Source organism: Arthrobacter sp. Sr33 (assembly GCF_054511195.1).
Window position 1 is genome coordinate 24,695 of record NZ_JBTNDD010000004.1, and the last position, 16,202, is coordinate 40,896.

The 16,202-nt window shown below is 64.6% G+C and carries 17 protein-coding genes; 8 read left to right on the plus strand and 9 right to left on the minus strand.

The window, feature by feature from the left end:
* The first annotated feature begins 69 nt into the window (after positions 1 to 69).
* The 3 genes from ACX80T_RS06860 to ACX80T_RS06870 all read left to right on the plus strand — a co-directional run bounded on the left by ACX80T_RS06860 (position 70) and on the right by ACX80T_RS06870 (position 4,412).
* Positions 70 to 1,572 carry an RNB domain-containing ribonuclease gene (locus tag ACX80T_RS06860; protein WP_019481659.1) on the plus strand — a complete coding sequence of 501 codons (1,503 nt, stop codon included), beginning with the start codon at positions 70 to 72 and terminating at the stop codon, positions 1,570 to 1,572.
* 247 nt (positions 1,573 to 1,819) lie between these two features.
* Positions 1,820 to 3,544 carry a DEAD/DEAH box helicase gene (locus ACX80T_RS06865; protein WP_443110847.1) on the plus strand — a complete coding sequence of 575 codons (1,725 nt, stop codon included), beginning with the start codon at positions 1,820 to 1,822 and terminating at the stop codon, positions 3,542 to 3,544.
* Between the two features lie 7 nt (positions 3,545 to 3,551).
* Entirely contained in the window at positions 3,552 to 4,412 is an 861-nt protein-coding gene (locus tag ACX80T_RS06870) for a DNA-methyltransferase (RefSeq protein WP_459304058.1), read from the plus strand.
* A 28-nt stretch (positions 4,413 to 4,440) separates the two neighbouring features.
* On the opposite strand, the gene ACX80T_RS06875 is transcribed toward ACX80T_RS06870, so the two are convergent.
* On the minus strand, positions 4,441 to 5,286 hold the full coding sequence (locus ACX80T_RS06875; RefSeq protein ID WP_459304059.1) for a PHP domain-containing protein: 846 nt from the start codon (positions 5,284 to 5,286) through the stop codon (positions 4,441 to 4,443).
* Between the two features lie 78 nt (positions 5,287 to 5,364).
* On the opposite strand from ACX80T_RS06875, the gene ACX80T_RS06880 reads away from it, so the two are divergent.
* The gene (locus ACX80T_RS06880) at positions 5,365 to 6,951 is read left to right on the plus strand and encodes an aminopeptidase P family protein (RefSeq protein ID WP_459304060.1); all 1,587 of its coding nucleotides are present in this window, start codon (positions 5,365 to 5,367) and stop codon (positions 6,949 to 6,951) included.
* 37 nt (positions 6,952 to 6,988) lie between these two features.
* Here ACX80T_RS06880 and ACX80T_RS06885 read toward each other — a convergent pair whose 3' ends face one another.
* Positions 6,989 to 7,870, minus strand: a complete 882-nt coding sequence (locus tag ACX80T_RS06885; RefSeq protein ID WP_459304061.1) for a general stress protein — start codon at positions 7,868 to 7,870, stop codon at positions 6,989 to 6,991.
* A gap of 118 nt (positions 7,871 to 7,988) precedes the next feature.
* Here ACX80T_RS06885 and ACX80T_RS06890 point away from each other — a divergent pair, with 118 nt between their 5' ends.
* The 3 genes from ACX80T_RS06890 to ACX80T_RS06900 are packed head-to-tail and all read left to right on the plus strand — an operon-like array spanning position 7,989 to position 10,973.
* Positions 7,989 to 9,269, plus strand: coding sequence for a magnesium transporter MgtE N-terminal domain-containing protein (locus ACX80T_RS06890; RefSeq protein ID WP_019481653.1), 1,281 nt, complete (start codon positions 7,989 to 7,991; stop codon positions 9,267 to 9,269).
* The gene (locus ACX80T_RS06895) at positions 9,262 to 9,858 is read left to right on the plus strand and encodes a DUF1003 domain-containing protein (RefSeq protein WP_019481652.1); all 597 of its coding nucleotides are present in this window, start codon (positions 9,262 to 9,264) and stop codon (positions 9,856 to 9,858) included. Before ACX80T_RS06890 ends, ACX80T_RS06895 begins: the two co-directional genes overlap by 8 nt.
* A gap of 14 nt (positions 9,859 to 9,872) precedes the next feature.
* Complete coding sequence (locus tag ACX80T_RS06900; protein WP_459304062.1) at positions 9,873 to 10,973, plus strand: Mrp/NBP35 family ATP-binding protein; 1,101 nt, start codon at positions 9,873 to 9,875, stop codon at positions 10,971 to 10,973.
* Positions 10,974 to 11,022: 49 nt separating this feature from the next.
* Here ACX80T_RS06900 and ACX80T_RS06905 read toward each other — a convergent pair whose 3' ends face one another.
* Genes ACX80T_RS06905 through sigE form a run of 3 tightly spaced genes read right to left on the minus strand, consistent with a single transcriptional unit; the run spans position 11,023 to position 13,087 of the window.
* Positions 11,023 to 11,433, minus strand: a complete 411-nt coding sequence (locus ACX80T_RS06905) for a sec-independent translocase (protein WP_019481650.1) — start codon at positions 11,431 to 11,433, stop codon at positions 11,023 to 11,025.
* Positions 11,434 to 11,474: 41 nt separating this feature from the next.
* Positions 11,475 to 12,449, minus strand: a complete 975-nt coding sequence (locus ACX80T_RS06910; protein ID WP_459304063.1) for an anti-sigma factor — start codon at positions 12,447 to 12,449, stop codon at positions 11,475 to 11,477.
* 5 nt (positions 12,450 to 12,454) lie between these two features.
* Positions 12,455 to 13,087 (minus strand): RNA polymerase sigma factor SigE, encoded by a 633-nt coding sequence (gene sigE / locus ACX80T_RS06915; RefSeq protein ID WP_024476023.1) that lies wholly within the window; start codon positions 13,085 to 13,087, stop codon positions 12,455 to 12,457.
* A 263-nt stretch (positions 13,088 to 13,350) separates the two neighbouring features.
* Between sigE and ACX80T_RS06920 the strand changes: the two genes are divergently transcribed.
* Entirely contained in the window at positions 13,351 to 13,998 is a 648-nt protein-coding gene (locus ACX80T_RS06920) for an O-methyltransferase (RefSeq protein WP_019481647.1), read from the plus strand.
* 58 nt (positions 13,999 to 14,056) lie between these two features.
* Here ACX80T_RS06920 and ACX80T_RS06925 read toward each other — a convergent pair whose 3' ends face one another.
* The 4 genes from ACX80T_RS06925 to ACX80T_RS06940 all read right to left on the minus strand — a co-directional run bounded on the left by ACX80T_RS06925 (position 14,057) and on the right by ACX80T_RS06940 (position 16,115).
* Positions 14,057 to 14,224 carry a DUF3117 domain-containing protein gene (locus tag ACX80T_RS06925; RefSeq protein ID WP_019481646.1) on the minus strand — a complete coding sequence of 56 codons (168 nt, stop codon included), beginning with the start codon at positions 14,222 to 14,224 and terminating at the stop codon, positions 14,057 to 14,059.
* Positions 14,225 to 14,379: 155 nt separating this feature from the next.
* Positions 14,380 to 14,958 carry a DNA-3-methyladenine glycosylase I gene (locus tag ACX80T_RS06930; RefSeq protein WP_459304064.1) on the minus strand — a complete coding sequence of 193 codons (579 nt, stop codon included), beginning with the start codon at positions 14,956 to 14,958 and terminating at the stop codon, positions 14,380 to 14,382.
* Positions 14,955 to 15,275 (minus strand): DivIVA domain-containing protein, encoded by a 321-nt coding sequence (locus tag ACX80T_RS06935; protein ID WP_019481644.1) that lies wholly within the window; start codon positions 15,273 to 15,275, stop codon positions 14,955 to 14,957. The genes ACX80T_RS06930 and ACX80T_RS06935 overlap by 4 nt, the downstream gene beginning before the upstream one ends.
* 54 nt (positions 15,276 to 15,329) lie before the next feature.
* Complete coding sequence (locus ACX80T_RS06940) at positions 15,330 to 16,115, minus strand: LOG family protein (RefSeq protein WP_459304065.1); 786 nt, start codon at positions 16,113 to 16,115, stop codon at positions 15,330 to 15,332.
* Positions 16,116 to 16,202 lie beyond the last annotated feature (87 nt).

Sequence of the window (16,202 nt, forward strand, 5' to 3'; positions counted from 1 at the left end):
CCTGAAACCCGGTGACGCGCGCTGCGCGCGATCCGGTGGGCGGTCGGTCGGTGTATTACGGTTGAGATTGTGCCGTACTCGCATCTTGATTTGTCGAATCGGAATTCCCAGCTGCAGCTGACCCGTTCCCTGCAGCTCCTCCGGGAGGAGTTGGGCCTCGAGTCCGACTTCCCGCCCGAGGTGCTCGCCGAAGCTGAGCACGCGGTCAGGAACCATTCCCGCCCGGATACCGATCTGACCGACCTCGGCTTCATCACTATTGATCCACCCGGATCCATTGACCTGGATCAGGCAGTCCATCTGGAACGCCGCGGGGCCGGGTACCGGGTCTGGTATGCGATCGCCGACGTGCCGGCATTCGTGGCACCGGGTGGTGCGATTGATCTGGAGGCCCGACGCCGGGGCCAGACGGTCTACGCCCCGGACGGCAGGATCTCGCTCCACCCCGAGATCATTTCCGAGGACGCCGCCAGTCTTCTGCCTGGGCTGGTTCGCCCGGCCTACGTGTGGCAGTTCGAGTTAAACGAGGCGGGCGAGGTCGAGGACACCGACCTGCGACGCGCCCTCATCCGCAGCCGGGCCCAGCTCACCTACGAACAGGTGCAGCGCGACATCGACTCAGGCGGCGCCCCCGAGAATCTGCTCCTCCTCCGGGAAGTGGGGCTCCTACGGATCGAGCTGGAACGCCTCCGTGGCGGCGCCAGCCTCAACCTTCCCGAGCAGGAGATAGCCAACGACGGCGACAGGTACTTCATTCTGACGTCGCCACCGCTCCCGGCGGAGGACTGGAACGCACAAATATCCCTGATGACGGGGATGGCCGCCGCTCAGTTGATGATCGACGGAAAAATCGGTGTGCTGCGCACCATGCCCCCGCCGGACCGGGAGTCCGTGGCCCGCTTCCGCCAGCAGGCGCGGGTGCTCGGCACCCCCTGGCCGGAGGGTATGGCGTACGGGGAATTCCTGCGCAGCCTTGACACCACCGATCCCCGCCAGCTCTCACTGATGCATGCGGCGGCGTCCCTGTTCAGGGGCGCCGGTTATACAGCGTTCGACGGCGAACTCCCCGCCGCCATGAGCCAGGCTGCCATTGCCGCTCCCTATGCTCACACCACAGCGCCGCTGCGGCGGCTGGTTGACCGTTTCGTTCTGGTGATCTGCGCCGCCCTGTGCGGCGACACCGAGGTCCCGGCGTGGGCGCGCGACGCACTTCCGGAACTCAACTCGCTAATGAACTCGTCCAACCAACTCTCCTCCCGGCTCGAACGCGGTGCACTGGACGCCGTCGAGGCAGCGTTGCTGAGTAATCTGGTGGGGCAGGAATTCGACGCCGTCGTCATCTCCGGCGCCAAACCGCCGAACGGCAACTCGCAGAACGGCTATCTGCCCGTCGGAACCATCCAGCTGGCCAACCCGGCCTTCGAGGCGAGGTGTGAGGGGGACCTGGTTGCCGGCGAGGCTGTCCGGGTACGCCTGGTACGTGCTGACATCGATGCCCGTGTTACCCGCTTCGAACTGATCAATGGCCCGGCCGGTCCCGGCGTGTCGGGCACGCCGGCCGGGGCAGGGTAGAGTTTACTGCGTAGTAATGGATGCCCGGTCGTACTCATCATTCCCTGATAAGTTACCCCTGACCCGCAAGTACCTACGCGATCTTGAGTTCTTCTTAGCCGACAGGATTCGTCCGAATCCCCGGCCTGCAGTCGTAAGCCCGCGATCGGCTTCCACTGGACGCCATGCGCCTGTTCCTCCGGGCTGACCACACGTCAGCCACCCGTCGAGATCCAGCAGCCGTACGGCCTAAATGAACGGTATTTAATTGAACACTGAAAACACCCAGGTGACAGACACCCATCATCTCCATGCTGACAACAGCGACGACGAGATCTTCGTCGAGGAGACACTGGTAACCACCGAGGAGCCCCATAAAGAGGCCGAAGAAACGTTCGCGGACTTCAACGTCCGTGCAGACATTGTGGAGTCCCTGGCTGATGCCGGGATTATCCACCCGTTCCCCATCCAGGCCATGACCCTGTCAATCGCCCTGGGCGGACATGACATCATCGGCCAGGCCAAGACCGGCACCGGTAAGACACTCGGCTTCGGTATTCCCGCCCTGCAGCGCGTCGTCGCCCCCAAGGACGACGGCTACGACCGACTGCCTGTGCCGGGCGCCCCCCAGGCGCTCATTGTGGTTCCTACCCGCGAACTCGCCGTCCAGGTTGCTGGTGACCTCACCACCGCCGCCAAGAAGCGTCACGCTCGGATCGTCACCATTTACGGTGGCCGCGCCTATGAGCCACAGATCGAAGCGCTCAAGAAGGGCACCGAGATCGTGGTCGGCACCCCCGGCCGTCTGATCGACCTGTACCGCCAGAAGCTGCTCTCCCTCGCCAATGTGAAACTGGTGGTGTTGGACGAGGCTGACGAAATGCTTGACCTTGGGTTCCTGCCCGACGTCGAAACGTTGATCGCCGGCACCCCGGCTGTACGGCAGACCATGCTGTTCTCAGCGACCATGCCCGGCCCGGTGGTAGCTATGGCACGCCGGTACATGACCCAGCCGACCCACATCCGCGCGGCTGATCCCGAGGACGAGGGAATCACCAAGAAGGATATCCGCCAGGTCATCTACCGGGCACATAACCTCGACAAGGCCGAGGTGGTGGCCCGGATCCTGCAGTCCCGGGGCCGTGGGCGCACCATCATTTTCACCAAGACCAAACGCACCGCCGCCAAGCTGTCCGAGGAACTGATTGACCGCGGCTTCGCGGCCGGGGCGATCCACGGAGACCTGGGCCAGGGCGCCCGGGAGCAGGCGCTTCGGGCCTTCCGCGGAGACAAGATTGACGTCCTCGTGGCCACCGAGGTGGCAGCCCGGGGCATCGACGTGGAAGACATCACCCACGTGATCAATTACCAGTGCCCCGAGGACGAGAAAGCCTATCTGCACCGGGTCGGCCGCACCGGCCGGGCCGGCAAGAAGGGCACAGCCGTCACCTTCGTGGACTGGGACGACATGCCACGCTGGGGCCTGATCAACAAGGCTCTCGGCCTTAACGCTGCCGAGCCCGTGGAGACCTATTCCTCATCCCCACACCTCTACGAGGAACTTGACATCCCCGAGGGCACCAAGGGACGGCTACCCCGGGACAAGCGGACCCTCGCAGGCATCAACGCCGAAACACTTGAGGATCTCGGCGAAACGGGCAAGAAGCATCGTGCAGCCCCCGAGTCACACGGCTCCGGCAGGGGACGCGGCTCGGAGCGGTCCGGCGGCGGTGACCGTTCACGCGGCGGCGACCGCTCACGGTCGTCCGATCAGCGCGACTCCCAGAAATCCGGCGAAAGCTCCGGCAACCGCCGCCGTCGTTCGGGCGGATCAGCCGAAGAATCTGCACCGTCACGCCAGACGGCAGCCAGCGCGCCAGCATCGGGTGCCGACAACGCACCGGCCACCGACCGTCCCCGCCGCAGCCGCTCCCGCACCCGGAGCCGCAACGGTGAGGTAGTGAACAAGCCTGCAGCCGGAGCCGAGGGCTAGGCACAACATGTCCGTCCCCGCGCCGGCGCCGTTGTGGCGTCCGGACGGCAGCAACCTGGTGGTGCACGCTGACAACGCCGACTACCTCCCGACGCTGCCTGACAATTCCTTCACCATGATCTACGTTGACCCGCCCTTCAACACGGGGCGGGCCCAACGGCGTCAACAAACGTCGATGGTCCGCACCATTGATGGGACCGGGGACCGGGTCGGTTTCAAGGGGCACAGCTACTCGACGGTCAAGGGGATGCTGGCGAGCTACGACGACGCCTTCGAGGATTACTGGGAGTTCCTGGCCCCACGCCTCGCTGAAGCGTGGCGGCTCCTCACCGACGACGGCACCCTGTACGTGCATCTGGACTACCGGGAAGTGCACTACGTCAAGGTGATGCTTGACGCCCTTTTCGGCAGGGACAGCTTCCTGAACGAAATCATCTGGGCCTACGACTATGGCGCCCGCGCGAAGAGCCGATGGCCAGCCAAACACGACAACATTCTGGTCTACGTGAAGAACCCTTCGAACTACTATTTCGACAGCGCAGGGGTGGACCGCGAGCCCTATATGGCGCCCGGGCTGGTCACCCCCGAGAAGGCTGCCCTGGGCAAACTGCCCACCGATGTCTGGTGGCATACCATCGTCTCCCCCACCGGTCGGGAAAAGACCGGCTACCCCACCCAGAAACCCGAGGGGCTCCTTCGCCGGGCGGTCACGGCCAGCAGCCGCGAGGGTGACTGGGTACTCGACTTCTTCGCAGGATCCGGAACCATCGGCGCGGTGGCAGCGAAACTGGGCCGCCGGTTCGTCTGCGTTGACCAAAACCCCCAAGCGATCGACGTGATGAAGGCCAGGCTCGGCGCCTACTGCTGACCGGTTCCCGCTTCGCGCAGGCAGGTGTTCAGCGAACCACTACCGACCCGGTGGCCAACGCCTCAATTTGCTCCAGCACGTCGGGGGCAGTGAGGTTCTCCCCCAGGCGGTTCGGTTTCCCTTCCCCGTGGTAGTCGCTGGATCCAGTGGCCAGCAAGCCATGCTCCGCAGCAATCCGTCGCAGGTCACGGCGTCCCGGCTCCGGGTTGTCGCGATGTTCGATCTCGAGGCCCTGCAATCCGGCATCGATCATCTGGCCCATCACATCGTCACCCACGATCCGGCCGCGGGCCGATGCCACCGGATGGGCGAAGACCGCAACGCCGCCCGCCGCGCGAATCAGTTCCACCGCCTGCGCGGGGTGCGGTGCGTAGTGGCCCACCCAGTAAGGGGACGCGGCAGTGAGGATATCGGTGAAGGCTTCGCTCCGGTTGGAAACGATACCCAGCGCCACCAGAGAATCGGCGATATGGGGGCGTCCGACAGTTGCCCCGTCCGCGATGTGCTCCTGCACATCGGACCAGGTAATGGGATAGTCGGCTCCAAGGCGCTCCACCATTCGCTCGGCCCGCGTCAGTCGGGCGTCCCTGGACCGAAGGATTTCAGCCTTCAGTCCGGGGTGTAGCGGATCGTGCAGGTAGGAGAGCACATGAACGCTGATACCCGTGTCAGTCCGGCACGACACCTCCATGCCAGGGATCAGCGCCACGCCATGGGTACGCGCCGCAGCTGCGGCTGCTGCCCAGCCCGCGGTCGAGTCGTGATCGGTCAGGGCAATCACATCAATTTCCGCGTCCAGCGCTGCCTTGATCAGCTCTGCAGGACTTTCGGTGCCGTCCGAGACGGTTGAATGGGTGTGTAGGTCGATTCTCACCCACCTAATCTACGCCCGCAGTGGTGTTCTCCCTGACAACTGTTTGGTTGCCTCCGGTACCGGTGAGATCATGGACTGGTGAGTACAGCAGAGAACAACACCCTGTCCCAGACCGCCGGCGCGCTCTCCACCACCGAAGAGCAGCCTCTTGTTGCCCGGAACGAGAACCGTTCCCAGCGCCCCGAATCGGAGGCGTTTAAGGCGTTCATGGCCCAGCAGTGGGAACCCAAGCCCACCGAGCTGCCCGCCGAGGCTGAGGTAGCCCCGCACGCCGCGAAACGCCGTCGTGCTATCTCAGACCGATTCCCTGGCGAACGGCTCGTCATCCCCGCCGGGCCGTTCAAGGTGCGCTCCAACGACACCGACTACCGCTTCCGGCCGCATTCCGGGTTTGCGCACCTCACCGGTCTTGGGCTCGATCACGAACCCGACGCAGTGCTCATCATGGAGCCCACCGAGGCTGGCCACGGCGACGACGGCGGCCAGCACCACTCCACCCTGTACTTCAGGGAGCTTGCTGGTCACGACAACCCCGAGTTCTATGCCAATGCCCGCTACGGCGAGTTCTGGATCGGCTCACGCCTGTCACACGCGCAGATCAGGACCCTGCTCTCCATCGAGACTGCAGACCTCGCCGAATTGGAAGTCGCAGTCACCAAGGACGCAGGCGTCCCCGAGGTGGGAGGCATGCGGATCCGGTTGCTGCGCGAAGTCGATCTCAACGCGGACGCCCTGGTCGACACCTCCCGGATCAACACCGGCGTCGACCTGGAAAAATCCGATGAGCTCGACGGCAAGCTCGCCGAAGCGCTCTCCGAACTGCGCCTGATCAAGGACGCCTGGGAGGTGGACCAGATGAAGGTCGCCGTCGCGGCGACAGTCAACGGCTTCCACGAGGTGGTCAAGGAACTCCCCCGCGCCATCACCCACCATCGCGGTGAGCGTGTCGTCGAAGGAGCATTTTTCGCCCGCGCCCGTGAAGAAGGCAACGACCTGGGCTACGACACCATTGCCGCGTGTGGCAACAATGCCACGGTGCTCCACTGGATCCGTAACAACGGGCCGGTGCACGCAGGGGAACTCCTGCTCCTCGACGCGGGCGTCGAGGCTGACACCCTCTATACCGCAGACATCACGCGCACCCTCCCGGTCAACGGCAGGTATACCGACATCCAGCGGAAGATCTACCAGGCAGTCCTCGACGCCGCCGACGCCGGATTCGCGGCGGCCCAACCCGGCCGCAAGTTCCGCGATGTCCACCAGGCGGCAATCACCGTTCTCGCGGAACGGCTCGACGCCTGGGGCCTCCTCCCCGTGTCCCTGGAGGAAGCCCTGTCTCAGGACGGCCAGCACCACCGCCGGTGGATGCCGCATGGTACGAGCCACCACCTGGGCATGGACGTTCACGACTGCGCCCAGGCCAAGCGCGAGCTCTACCTGGACGGCATCCTGACCGAAGGTATGGTCTTCACCATCGAGCCAGGCCTGTACTTCAAGGACGAGGACCTGGCGGTCCCCGAGGAGTTCCGCGGGATCGGTGTGCGGATCGAGGATGACATCCTGATGACCGCCGATGGCCCCGTCAATCTGAGCGCGGCGCTGCCCCGCGAGGCCGACGACGTCGAAGCGTGGATGGCCGGGATTTACAGCCCTACCGGCGAGTAGCCCCGGCCCCGAGCGTGCCTAGCCCCAGCGAAGGTGGCTAGGCACGCTCGTCGGCGGGCTGACCCGATTCCTCGGGACCCTTCGCCGGGCTTTCTGTCGCGGCCGCGCTATTCTCCTGAGGGTTAACCCGGACACCGTACTGCGGCCGCCCGTCGGGGAGGTCAGCGAACTGGCCACGCCGGGGACCGGAGAGGCCTGCACCCTGCGACCCATCCGCTGCGGTGTGTGCACCCTGGTCCGGCGCGTTTCCCTGGCTGGCGGTCCCGGACTCCGGGGTGCCGGGCTGCTGTGGATTCTGGATGGGCTGGGCGAGCGGGTCTTTCCAGGCCTGCGGCTGCCCGGGCTGGCCCGGTGCCTGTGGGCCGCTACCCGGAGGCGCCGCGGGTGGTTGCCACCCTTGCGCGGACCCGCCGGGGTGCTGGGCCTGACCGTTCATTGGCAACTGTTGCAGCATCCGTCGGGCTTCACCGGCCGATTCCGGTTCGACGATGACATCGTAGCTGGTGGCGATGACCTGACTCGTGGAGGTGAAGTCCCGCTTGCCACGCTGGAAGGCGTAGGTGATGACGCCAAACAGCATCCAGAACACGGCGCCAAGCGCCATCGCGGTGAAGATCGGCAGGTACGCACCGCCGTCGCCGAACAGCGTCAGGATCAGACCCACGAAAAATCCGAACCATGCACCCGTTGCAGCGCTGGCCAATGCCACCCGCGGGTAGCTGAGCCGGCCCGTCACTCGTTCAACAGTCTTCAGATCGCTGCCAATGATCGAGACTTTCTGCACGGGGAACTTGCTGTCGGCTAGGTAATCCACTGCCTTCTGCGCGTCCAGGTAGGCACTGTACCGTCCGACCGTTTCGCCTTTGGGCAGGATGCGGCCTTCATCCCGTGACGCCGTTCGACCAAGCACATTTGACATGGTTCCATTCTCACCCAGAACGGCTGACCTGTGGGCCCGTATCGCTCGCAGTGAACTAGCGCTACGTTGCCGCCGATCGAATAGGGCGGAAGCGGCCGTTCCAAAGTAGCCTAGGCAGGTGAGCACTAATCCCACCCGCGTCTTCGTGGCGCGCCTGCTTGGCCTCGACGTGTTTGACCCACTGGGTGACCGTCTGGGCCGACTTCGTGATGCGGTGGTTCTTGACCTCGGCCCGAACACCGCGCCCCAGGCCGTTGGCCTGGTGGTGGAGGTACCCGGCAAACGGCGGGTCTTTGTCCCGATGACCCGGGTCACGTCGATTGATTCGACCCAGATCATCTGCACCGGACTGGTCAACCTCCGCCGCTTCGAACAGCGCGGCGCCGAAATGCTGGTGGTGGGTGAGCTTTTTGACCGCCGGGTGACCCTGCGCGACGGGAGCGGCGAGGCAGTAATCGAGGATATCGCCATCGAGGTGGACCGCGCCGGCGACTGGCACGTATCGCAGGTATTCATCCGGCGCGGCTCGTCGTCGTCGGCGCTGCGTGGACTCCGCCGGGGCGAACGCCTCATTGTCGACTGGCTGGACGCCTACCACGGGGACGCTGCCGAACCGCAGGGCGCTTCCCAGTTTGTTGCGCAACACGAGGACCTCAAGCCGGCCGACTTCGCGGACGCGCTGCACGAAATGAGCGACAAACGACGCACCGAGATTGCGGGCGCCCTGCAGGATGACCGGCTCGCTGACATCCTGCAGGAACTCCCGGACGATGACCAGGTGCAGATCATCTCTTCGCTCCACCGTGAACGTGCCGCCGATGTGCTGGAGGAAATGGACCCCGACGACGCCGCGGACCTCCTCAACGAACTGCCCGAAGCGCAGAAGGAGGACCTCCTCGCGTTGATGGAACCCGAAGACGCAGAGGATGTGCGACGCCTGCTCCAATACGAGGAGGACACTGCCGGCTCGATGATGACCACCGTGCCGGTCATCCTCCCGCCCGAGGCGACAGTGGCCGAAGCCCTCGCGCACGTCCGGCGTGAGGAACTGACTCCAGCGTTGGCCTCATCGATTTTCGTGTGCCGACCACCGCTTGAGACACCCACCGGACGGTATCTCGGCGTCGTCCACATCCAGCAGCTGCTGCGATTCCCTCCGCCGGAGCAGCTGGGGAACATCGTTGACACCGATCTGGAGCCCGTCGGGGACCAGGCCAACATCAGCGAGGTTGCCCGCATCCTTGCGACCTACAATCTGAACTCCATTCCCGTCGTCAACGCTGAAGGTCGGTTGGTCGGAGCGGTGACAGTCGACGACGTCCTCGACCACCTGCTGCCCGATGATTGGCGCGCTGCCAACGACTACCCGGGATTGACGAAGGGAGCAACCAATGGCTGAGCGGATCAAAACCACTGCGACAGGGCTCGACACCCCGCGCGAGAGCCGTAAACGCTGGCTGCCCCGGCTGCGGCCGAACCCGGACCGGTTCGGGAGCGCCACAGAAAACTTCGCCCGGTTCATGGGGACACCCCAGTTCCTGTTCTACATGACAGTCTTTGTTGCCCTCTGGCTGGCCTGGAACTCCTGGGCCCCAGGCGGACTGCGTTTCGACAGCGCCGCCATCGGTTTCACCCTGCTGACCCTGATGCTCTCCCTCCAAGCATCCTATGCAGCACCCCTGCTGCTTCTGGCACAGAACCGGCAGGACGACCGCGACCGGGTGTCGCTGCGGCAGGATCGGCAGCGTGCTGAACGGAACCTTTCCGACACCGAATATCTGACCCGGGAAATCGCTGAATTGCGGATCGCGATCCGCGAGGTCGCGACGCGCGATTATGTCCGGTCCGAACTGCGCTCAGTCCTTGAGGAAATCCTTGAGACCGCCGAAGACAAAGACACGGCCCTCCATAAAAAGTCGCGCCGGAAGGGCGGCGACCAGACGGCGTCGCTGCCGAAGCTGCAGCCCAACCGGTCTGACCGGTTGTGACATTGCGGGAGCAGGTGGATGCAGCCCTCGCCACCGTGATTGACCCTGAACTTCGCAAACCAATCACCGAGCTGGGTATGGTTGCGGGCACCGATATCGTCGGCGGCGCCGTCACCGTTGAGGTGCTGCTCACCATTGCTGGCTGCCCGCTGCGCGGGACCATCACCCGCGACGTCGAAACCGCGGTAGGGGGCCTCCACGGAGTCACCTCGGTGGACGTACGGCTCTCGGTGATGACCCAACAGCAACGCGACCGGCTCAAGGAACAGCTCAGGGGCCCCGGTGGCCGGAAGGGCATCCCGTTCAACGACGAGGGCTCACTGACCCGGGTGTACGCGGTGGCGAGCGGCAAAGGCGGGGTCGGCAAATCGAGCGTCACAGTGAATCTTGCGGTGGCAATGGCCGCCCAGGGCCTGAGAGTGGGGATTGTCGACGCTGACGTCTACGGCTTCTCGGTACCTTCCCTGCTGGGGATCACCCAGCCGCCAACCCGGGTCGATGAGATGATCCTCCCGCCGGTCGCCTACGACGTCAAAGTCATTTCAATTGGCATGTTCATCGCCGGCAATCAGCCGGTCGCCTGGCGCGGGCCGATGCTCCACCGGGCACTTGAGCAGTTTCTCAGCGACGTGCACTTCGGCGATCTGGACGTATTGTTCCTCGATCTTCCTCCTGGCACCGGGGACATCGCCATCTCTGTGGCCCAACTGCTGCCCTCGTCGGAGCTGTTGGTGGTCACCACGCCGCAGACGGCGGCCGCGGACGTTGCTGAACGCGCCGGGACCCTGGCCAACCAGACGGGCCAGAAGGTTTCAGGGGTGATCGAGAACATGTCCTGGCTTGAGCTTCCCGGTGGGGAACGGATGCAACTGTTCGGCAAGGGTGGCGGGCTCGCCCTGACCGGCCGCCTCACTGAGGCCCTGGGCTACCCGGTCCCGCTCCTCGGCAGTGTCCCACTCGAGATTGCCCTTCGCGAGGGTGGGGATAGTGGGGAACCTATCGTCAATGGGACCAGCGAATCCGCCGCAGCGCAGGAACTTCGCCAGATAGCGGACACCCTCGCCCGCCGTCCGCGTGAGCTCGGCGGCCGTCGGCTGAAGGTCACTCCCACCTAGCCAGGCAGGCTTCGCCTGACCGGTTCCGTCCGGGCGCAACAGCCTGGTGCTAGGTGGCTTCCACATCGAACGGCGCCAGCTGGCCGGCGCTGAGCCGCGGTGACGTCGCGACTGACGGCAGCGGCCGTGACCTGGCTGGCGGCGTGACGGAAGCCGGGGCCGCCGGGTTCGGTGCTCCCCCGCTAACAGGCTTGAAAGCGTCCTGGACGTCGTCGATCAGGGCTTCCTTGATGATCCGACGCGGATCGTACTGGCGGGGGTCGAGCTTGCGCCAGTCGACGTCGTCGAGTTCCGGGCCGACTTCCTCGCGGAGCTGCTCCCGCGCGCCCGATGCCATCCGGCGGAGATCCTTCACCAGCCTGCCCAGCTGGGCGGCATACTCCGGCAGCCGTTCAGGTCCGAGAACCATGACGGCGATGACAGCCAGCAGCAAAAACTCGAGCCCGTTGATTCCAAACACTGAAGAAGACTACCTTTCGGCGGCGACAGGAGCTATTTGGCTCACTGTCCCGAGGCTGGCTGCGCCAGCTTGTTGAGCCCTCGAAGAATCCTGCTCAGGGGGTCATGCGGAGTCGGCTCGGTTGGCGCCAGCCGGGAATGCTCGGCCAGTACCAGTTGGCTAACAGCCTGCGGCATTTCTGCTGCGGGAAGACTCGAGACAACGGTGTAGGTTACCGACTGGGAGTCGAGCACCACCTGCCAGGAGTGCCCCGGGTGGACCCAGATTTGGCGTTGCATCCCGCCGATGCGTTCGAAGCCGTCGTCGACGACGGAGTTCCCCGTCAGGGCGTTGATGGGCGGTGACGCGACAGGTGCCCGACCGTCGCCGAGTTTGCGCTGTTCGTAGATCGTGACTGAGTCAGTTCCGTCGTTGAGCACCATCATGAGTGCCGGACGGTTCGCCACAGTGATGGCTTCCGCACCCGCCACGCTGAACCCCATCATTTCGAGGTCGGGGCAGTACCAGCCACCGCCCCTGAGCTCTTCGAGCTGGCTGGCATCCAGCAGGGTTGGGGTGTCGGAGGCAACCGACTGCCAGCCAGCCATCAGCGCCCCGCTTCGACCGCTGCCGGCGAGGACCTCATGCTCCGATTCGATGCCAAGGGCATAGGCACCGGTAAGCGTTGCGAGCGCGACGACGGCCAGCCCTCCGCTCACCGCCATCGGTGTGCGGTGGCGTGAGGCAAACCCTGCCATCCGCCGGCGCGGTCCGTGCCTTTCCTCCCCGACGACGTCGGGCGCCACTCCGGGACGCGTCTCTGGGTGGCGCTGGGCGGTCGCCATGATGCGATCGAACAGATCGGCGTCGGGCCGTGGGATCTCTGAGCTTTGCAGCCGGTTTCGGACACCCCGATGCTCCCGCACGGTGTCCCGGCAGGAAGCGCAGCGGGCGAGGTGGCTTTCCACCGCCCTGCGGCGGTCCAAGGGCAACTCCCCGTCTACGAAATCAGCTAGATGCCGCTTCGGATGTCGCATGGCCGCTAACGGGCACCCGCAATCCGGGGCAGCTTCATTCGGGGGCTTTTGGCGGCGGTCAGGGCCGGGTCGCGGTGAGCAAGCTTTTCGCGCAGCATGGTGCGCCCCCGGTGGATCCGTGAGCGCACTGTTCCCAGCTTCACCCCGAGGGCTTCAGCCACCTCGTTGTAGGCGAGCCCTTCCAGATCGCACAGGACCACAGCCGCCCGGAAATCGGGTGGGAGCTCTTCGAGGGCAGCCTGCACATCAATGTCGAGGTTGTTGAATTCAAAACTGCGTTCCGGCCCGGGATGGGCGCTGGGCAGGCGGCTTTCGGCCTCCTCCGTCAGGCCATCGAACCTGATCCGGCTTTTCCGGCGAGCCTGATCCAGGAACAGATTGGTGGTGATTCGGTGCAGCCACCCATCGAGGGTGCCGGGCGTGAAGTTGGCCAGGGACCGGAAGACCCTGACAAACACTTCCTGGGTGAGATCCTCGGCGTCGAACTTGTTGCCGGTCAGGCGGTAGGCCAGCCGGTACACCTTCGGCGAATGGACAACCACCACTTCTTCCCAGGAGGGCGCCACCCAGGCGGCGTCCGTGCCTGCTGCTTCATCGGTGACGGTGGCAGCGGCCACCGTTGTTTGCGAAGTGGACATCAACCTCTCCTCCCAGTGTGAAACAGCATTTTGCCGTCTCCCAAGGTATTCGCGGCCAATGGTTCACCGGATGCCTGGAGCTTGAAATATTGCCCTATCAAGCTGGGAGATCGCTGGAAAACTGGTGTGCCCTGGCCTGCGAAAGCCCTGCGACGGCGCTCAGATTCCGTTGATCACCCAAATGGGGCGAGGAGCCCCCCAACCAGTAGGCTGGGTACCAAAGCGAGAACGTCCCCTGAACGAGAAGACTGAACGGTAAATACATGAGCGCGGACAAACAAAGTAGCTGGTCATACGCCGAGGGGCTGCCCGACGAGGATGAAGTCCTGCTGCGTGCCCGGGACCGGTCCTACGAGCTTGGGGTCACGCCGGTCAGCACCGGTGTCGCGGCCGCGTTGACAGTCCTTGCTGCGACGTCAAAGGCACAGACAGTTGTGGAGATCGGTGCCGGGGCCGGTGTGTCCGGGGTATGTATCCTGCGCGGCCTGGGACCGCAGTCGGTCCTGACCACCATCGACTCCGACGTCGACCACCTCCGCGCTGCGAGAGAGGCCTACGCCGAGGCTGGCGTGCCGGGGAACCGGACACGCACCATCTCAGGCCGGGCCGCTGACGTGCTGCCCCGCCTCACTGACGCCGCCTACGATCTGGTCTTTATCGACGCAGACAAGGCCGGTCTGCCGCTCTACGCAAATCAGGCCATCCGCCTGCTGAAGCCGGGCGGCATGTTGATGCTCAACGACGCACTGGATCAGGATCGGGTGGCAGATCCGGCCATCCGAGAGGATTCGACCAACATTCTCCGCCAGGTGGGACGCACTATTCGCGACCACGAGCAACTGGTGTCGGCCATGCTTCCCACCGGCCATGGCCTGCTGCTCGCCGTTAAGATGCCAGCCATCCGTAAGTAGTCACTGCTGGGGTCGGCACCCTTGGGGTCGACCCCAGCAGCGCTGCCACTTTGGGCGACTACTCGGTGACCGTCAAAAGGCAGTCCTTGAGGTTGCCGGCTTCCTCCGCATTGAGTTCGACCACTAGCCGCCCGCCACCATCAATCGGTACCCGCATGATCAGGCTGCGGCCCTCTTTGGTGACTTCCATCGGCCCATCGCCGGTCCGCGGTTTCATGGCAGCCATAAAGGTATCCCTTCAAATGTGCGCGCCCGGGATCCCCGGCCGCCCGTCAACGAAAATTAACGTCAGTGACACGGCGGCATGCTGGCCCCCGCGCATTGATCCTCCACCATTATCCCGCACAGAGCCGGACTCGGCGAATCGCGGTGCGTTGTGGGTCACATCGAGCCCCGCACCCAGCAGTGCAGCAGATGGTCATTGACGTACCCGGTTGCCTGCATCATGGCGTACCCGGTAGTGGGACCAACAAACCTGAATCCGTGCGACCGCAGGGCCTTTGCCAGTGCCACCGATTCAGGGACAACCGCAGGCACGTCGGTCAGTGCAACCGGGGCGGGACGAGGTGCTGGCCGGTGCGCTTCAAGGATATTGGCGAGGCTTTCACCCGGTGGGAGAGTGAGCAGCGCCCGGGCATTCGCTATGGTTGCGAGGATCTTCGCCCGGTTACGGACAATTCCGGCATCCTGAAGCAACCGCTCGACGTCGTCGTCGTCGAATTCTGCCACCACGGCCGGTTCGAACTCCCTGAAGGCCGCCCGGAAGGACTCCCGCTTCCGCAGAATGGTAATCCAGCTCAGACCGGATTGGAAGGCTTCGAGGCTGAGCCGTTCAAACAGGGCTGCCTCCCCGGAGACGGAGCGACCCCATTCCTCGTCGTGGTAGGTCCGGTAATCGGCAGTAGCGTTGGCCCAGTCGCAGCGCACCCGCCCGTCCTCCCCGAGTGCCGCGCCGCTCATCGGCTGTCCTGGCGGGACCGTCGGAGGTCGGCGATGATCTCGTCCCGCTCGGCGAGCGCTGACGCCAGCTTCTCGAGGACCTCGTCGACCTGGTCCATCCGGTACCCACGCAAGGCGGGGGCGAAGCGGATTCTATCGATGTCGGACGGGTGGGGGTCGTCGGGCAGCAGCACTGCGGGCAGGGACGGAGCGGGTTCGACCAGCCCCGCAGGATGCCCGGGGACCGTCAGATCCCCTCCCGGACGCTGCCGTCCGACGACGGCGAAAGCCACAGCACCCACCACAGCGATAGCAATAAACACCAGGAAAATACTCACCGTGTCAATGCTGCCAGAGTTAACGGTGCCATTGTTATTGGTGCCAGCGAATGGTCACGGTGACTTGTGTGATGCGGTGTCTGCCTGCACCAGCCGGACGGCTTCGGCTGGGTCGTCCACCAGATGCACCAGGTCCAGGTCCCTGGCGGAGATCATCCCGTTCGCCAGCAGGCTGCCCCTCACCCAATCCCAGAGCGGCGCCCAGAACTCAGTGCCCATCAGGACAATGGGGAAGGAGGTGACCTTCCTGGTCTGGACCAGGGTCATGGCTTCGAATAGTTCATCCAGGGTGCCGAATCCACCCGGCAGGACGATGAACCCTTGCGCATATTTCACGAACATGGTTTTTCGGACGAAGAAGTACCTGAAGTTCACTCCAAGGTCCACCCACTCATTCATCCCATGTTCGAACGGCAGCTCGATGCCGAGACCAACTGAGAGTCCGCCGGCCTCGCAGGCTCCCTTGTTGGCCGCTTCCATGGCTCCCGGACCTCCACCTGTGATGACCGCATAGTTTGCCTCCACCAGGCGCCGGCCCACCTCCTCACCCATCGCGTAGAACGGCGAATCCCGTGGGGTGCGCGCCGAGCCGAACACACTGATAGCCGGCCCAAGCTCGGCGAGCGTCCCGAAACCTTCGACGAACTCGCTCTGGATACGCAGCACCCGCCACGGGTCCGTCTTGGTGAAGTGGTTCCCTCCCCCTGAGTCCAGCAGGTAGCTGTCAGATTGAGGTGCCTGGATCTGCCCACGGCGGAGCTCCACCTGGCCTCGCCGGCGTGACGGGGTGGCGCGGGCGCCATTGGATTCTGGACTGGACAAAAACTCGTTGGAAGCCATCTTTTGAGCCTATCCGTCCTCCGCAACCCCTTTGGGTCTTGGTTGCTCTTGAGTCACGATTTACCAAATCGCAACAATCATGTGTTG

What these genes read in the sequence shown, in the direction of transcription:
- ACX80T_RS06885 (WP_459304061.1), bottom strand. Translation starts at nt 7,870, where the DNA reads ATGTCAAATGTGCTTGGTCGAACGGCGTCACGGGATGAAGGCCGCATC.
- sigE (WP_024476023.1), bottom strand. Translation starts at nt 13,087, where the DNA reads ATGTCCACTTCGCAAACAACGGTGGCCGCTGCCACCGTCACCGATGAA.
- ACX80T_RS06925 (WP_019481646.1), bottom strand. Translation starts at nt 14,224, where the DNA reads ATGGCTGCCATGAAACCGCGGACCGGCGATGGGCCGATGGAAGTCACC.
- ACX80T_RS06930 (WP_459304064.1), bottom strand. Translation starts at nt 14,958, where the DNA reads ATGAGCGGCGCGGCACTCGGGGAGGACGGGCGGGTGCGCTGCGACTGG.
- ACX80T_RS06920 (WP_019481647.1), top strand. Translation starts at nt 13,351, where the DNA reads ATGAGCGCGGACAAACAAAGTAGCTGGTCATACGCCGAGGGGCTGCCC.
- ACX80T_RS06940 (WP_459304065.1), bottom strand. Translation starts at nt 16,115, where the DNA reads ATGGCTTCCAACGAGTTTTTGTCCAGTCCAGAATCCAATGGCGCCCGC.
- ACX80T_RS06895 (WP_019481652.1), top strand. Translation starts at nt 9,262, where the DNA reads ATGGCTGAGCGGATCAAAACCACTGCGACAGGGCTCGACACCCCGCGC.
- ACX80T_RS06870 (WP_459304058.1), top strand. Translation starts at nt 3,552, where the DNA reads ATGTCCGTCCCCGCGCCGGCGCCGTTGTGGCGTCCGGACGGCAGCAAC.
- ACX80T_RS06910 (WP_459304063.1), bottom strand. Translation starts at nt 12,449, where the DNA reads ATGCGACATCCGAAGCGGCATCTAGCTGATTTCGTAGACGGGGAGTTG.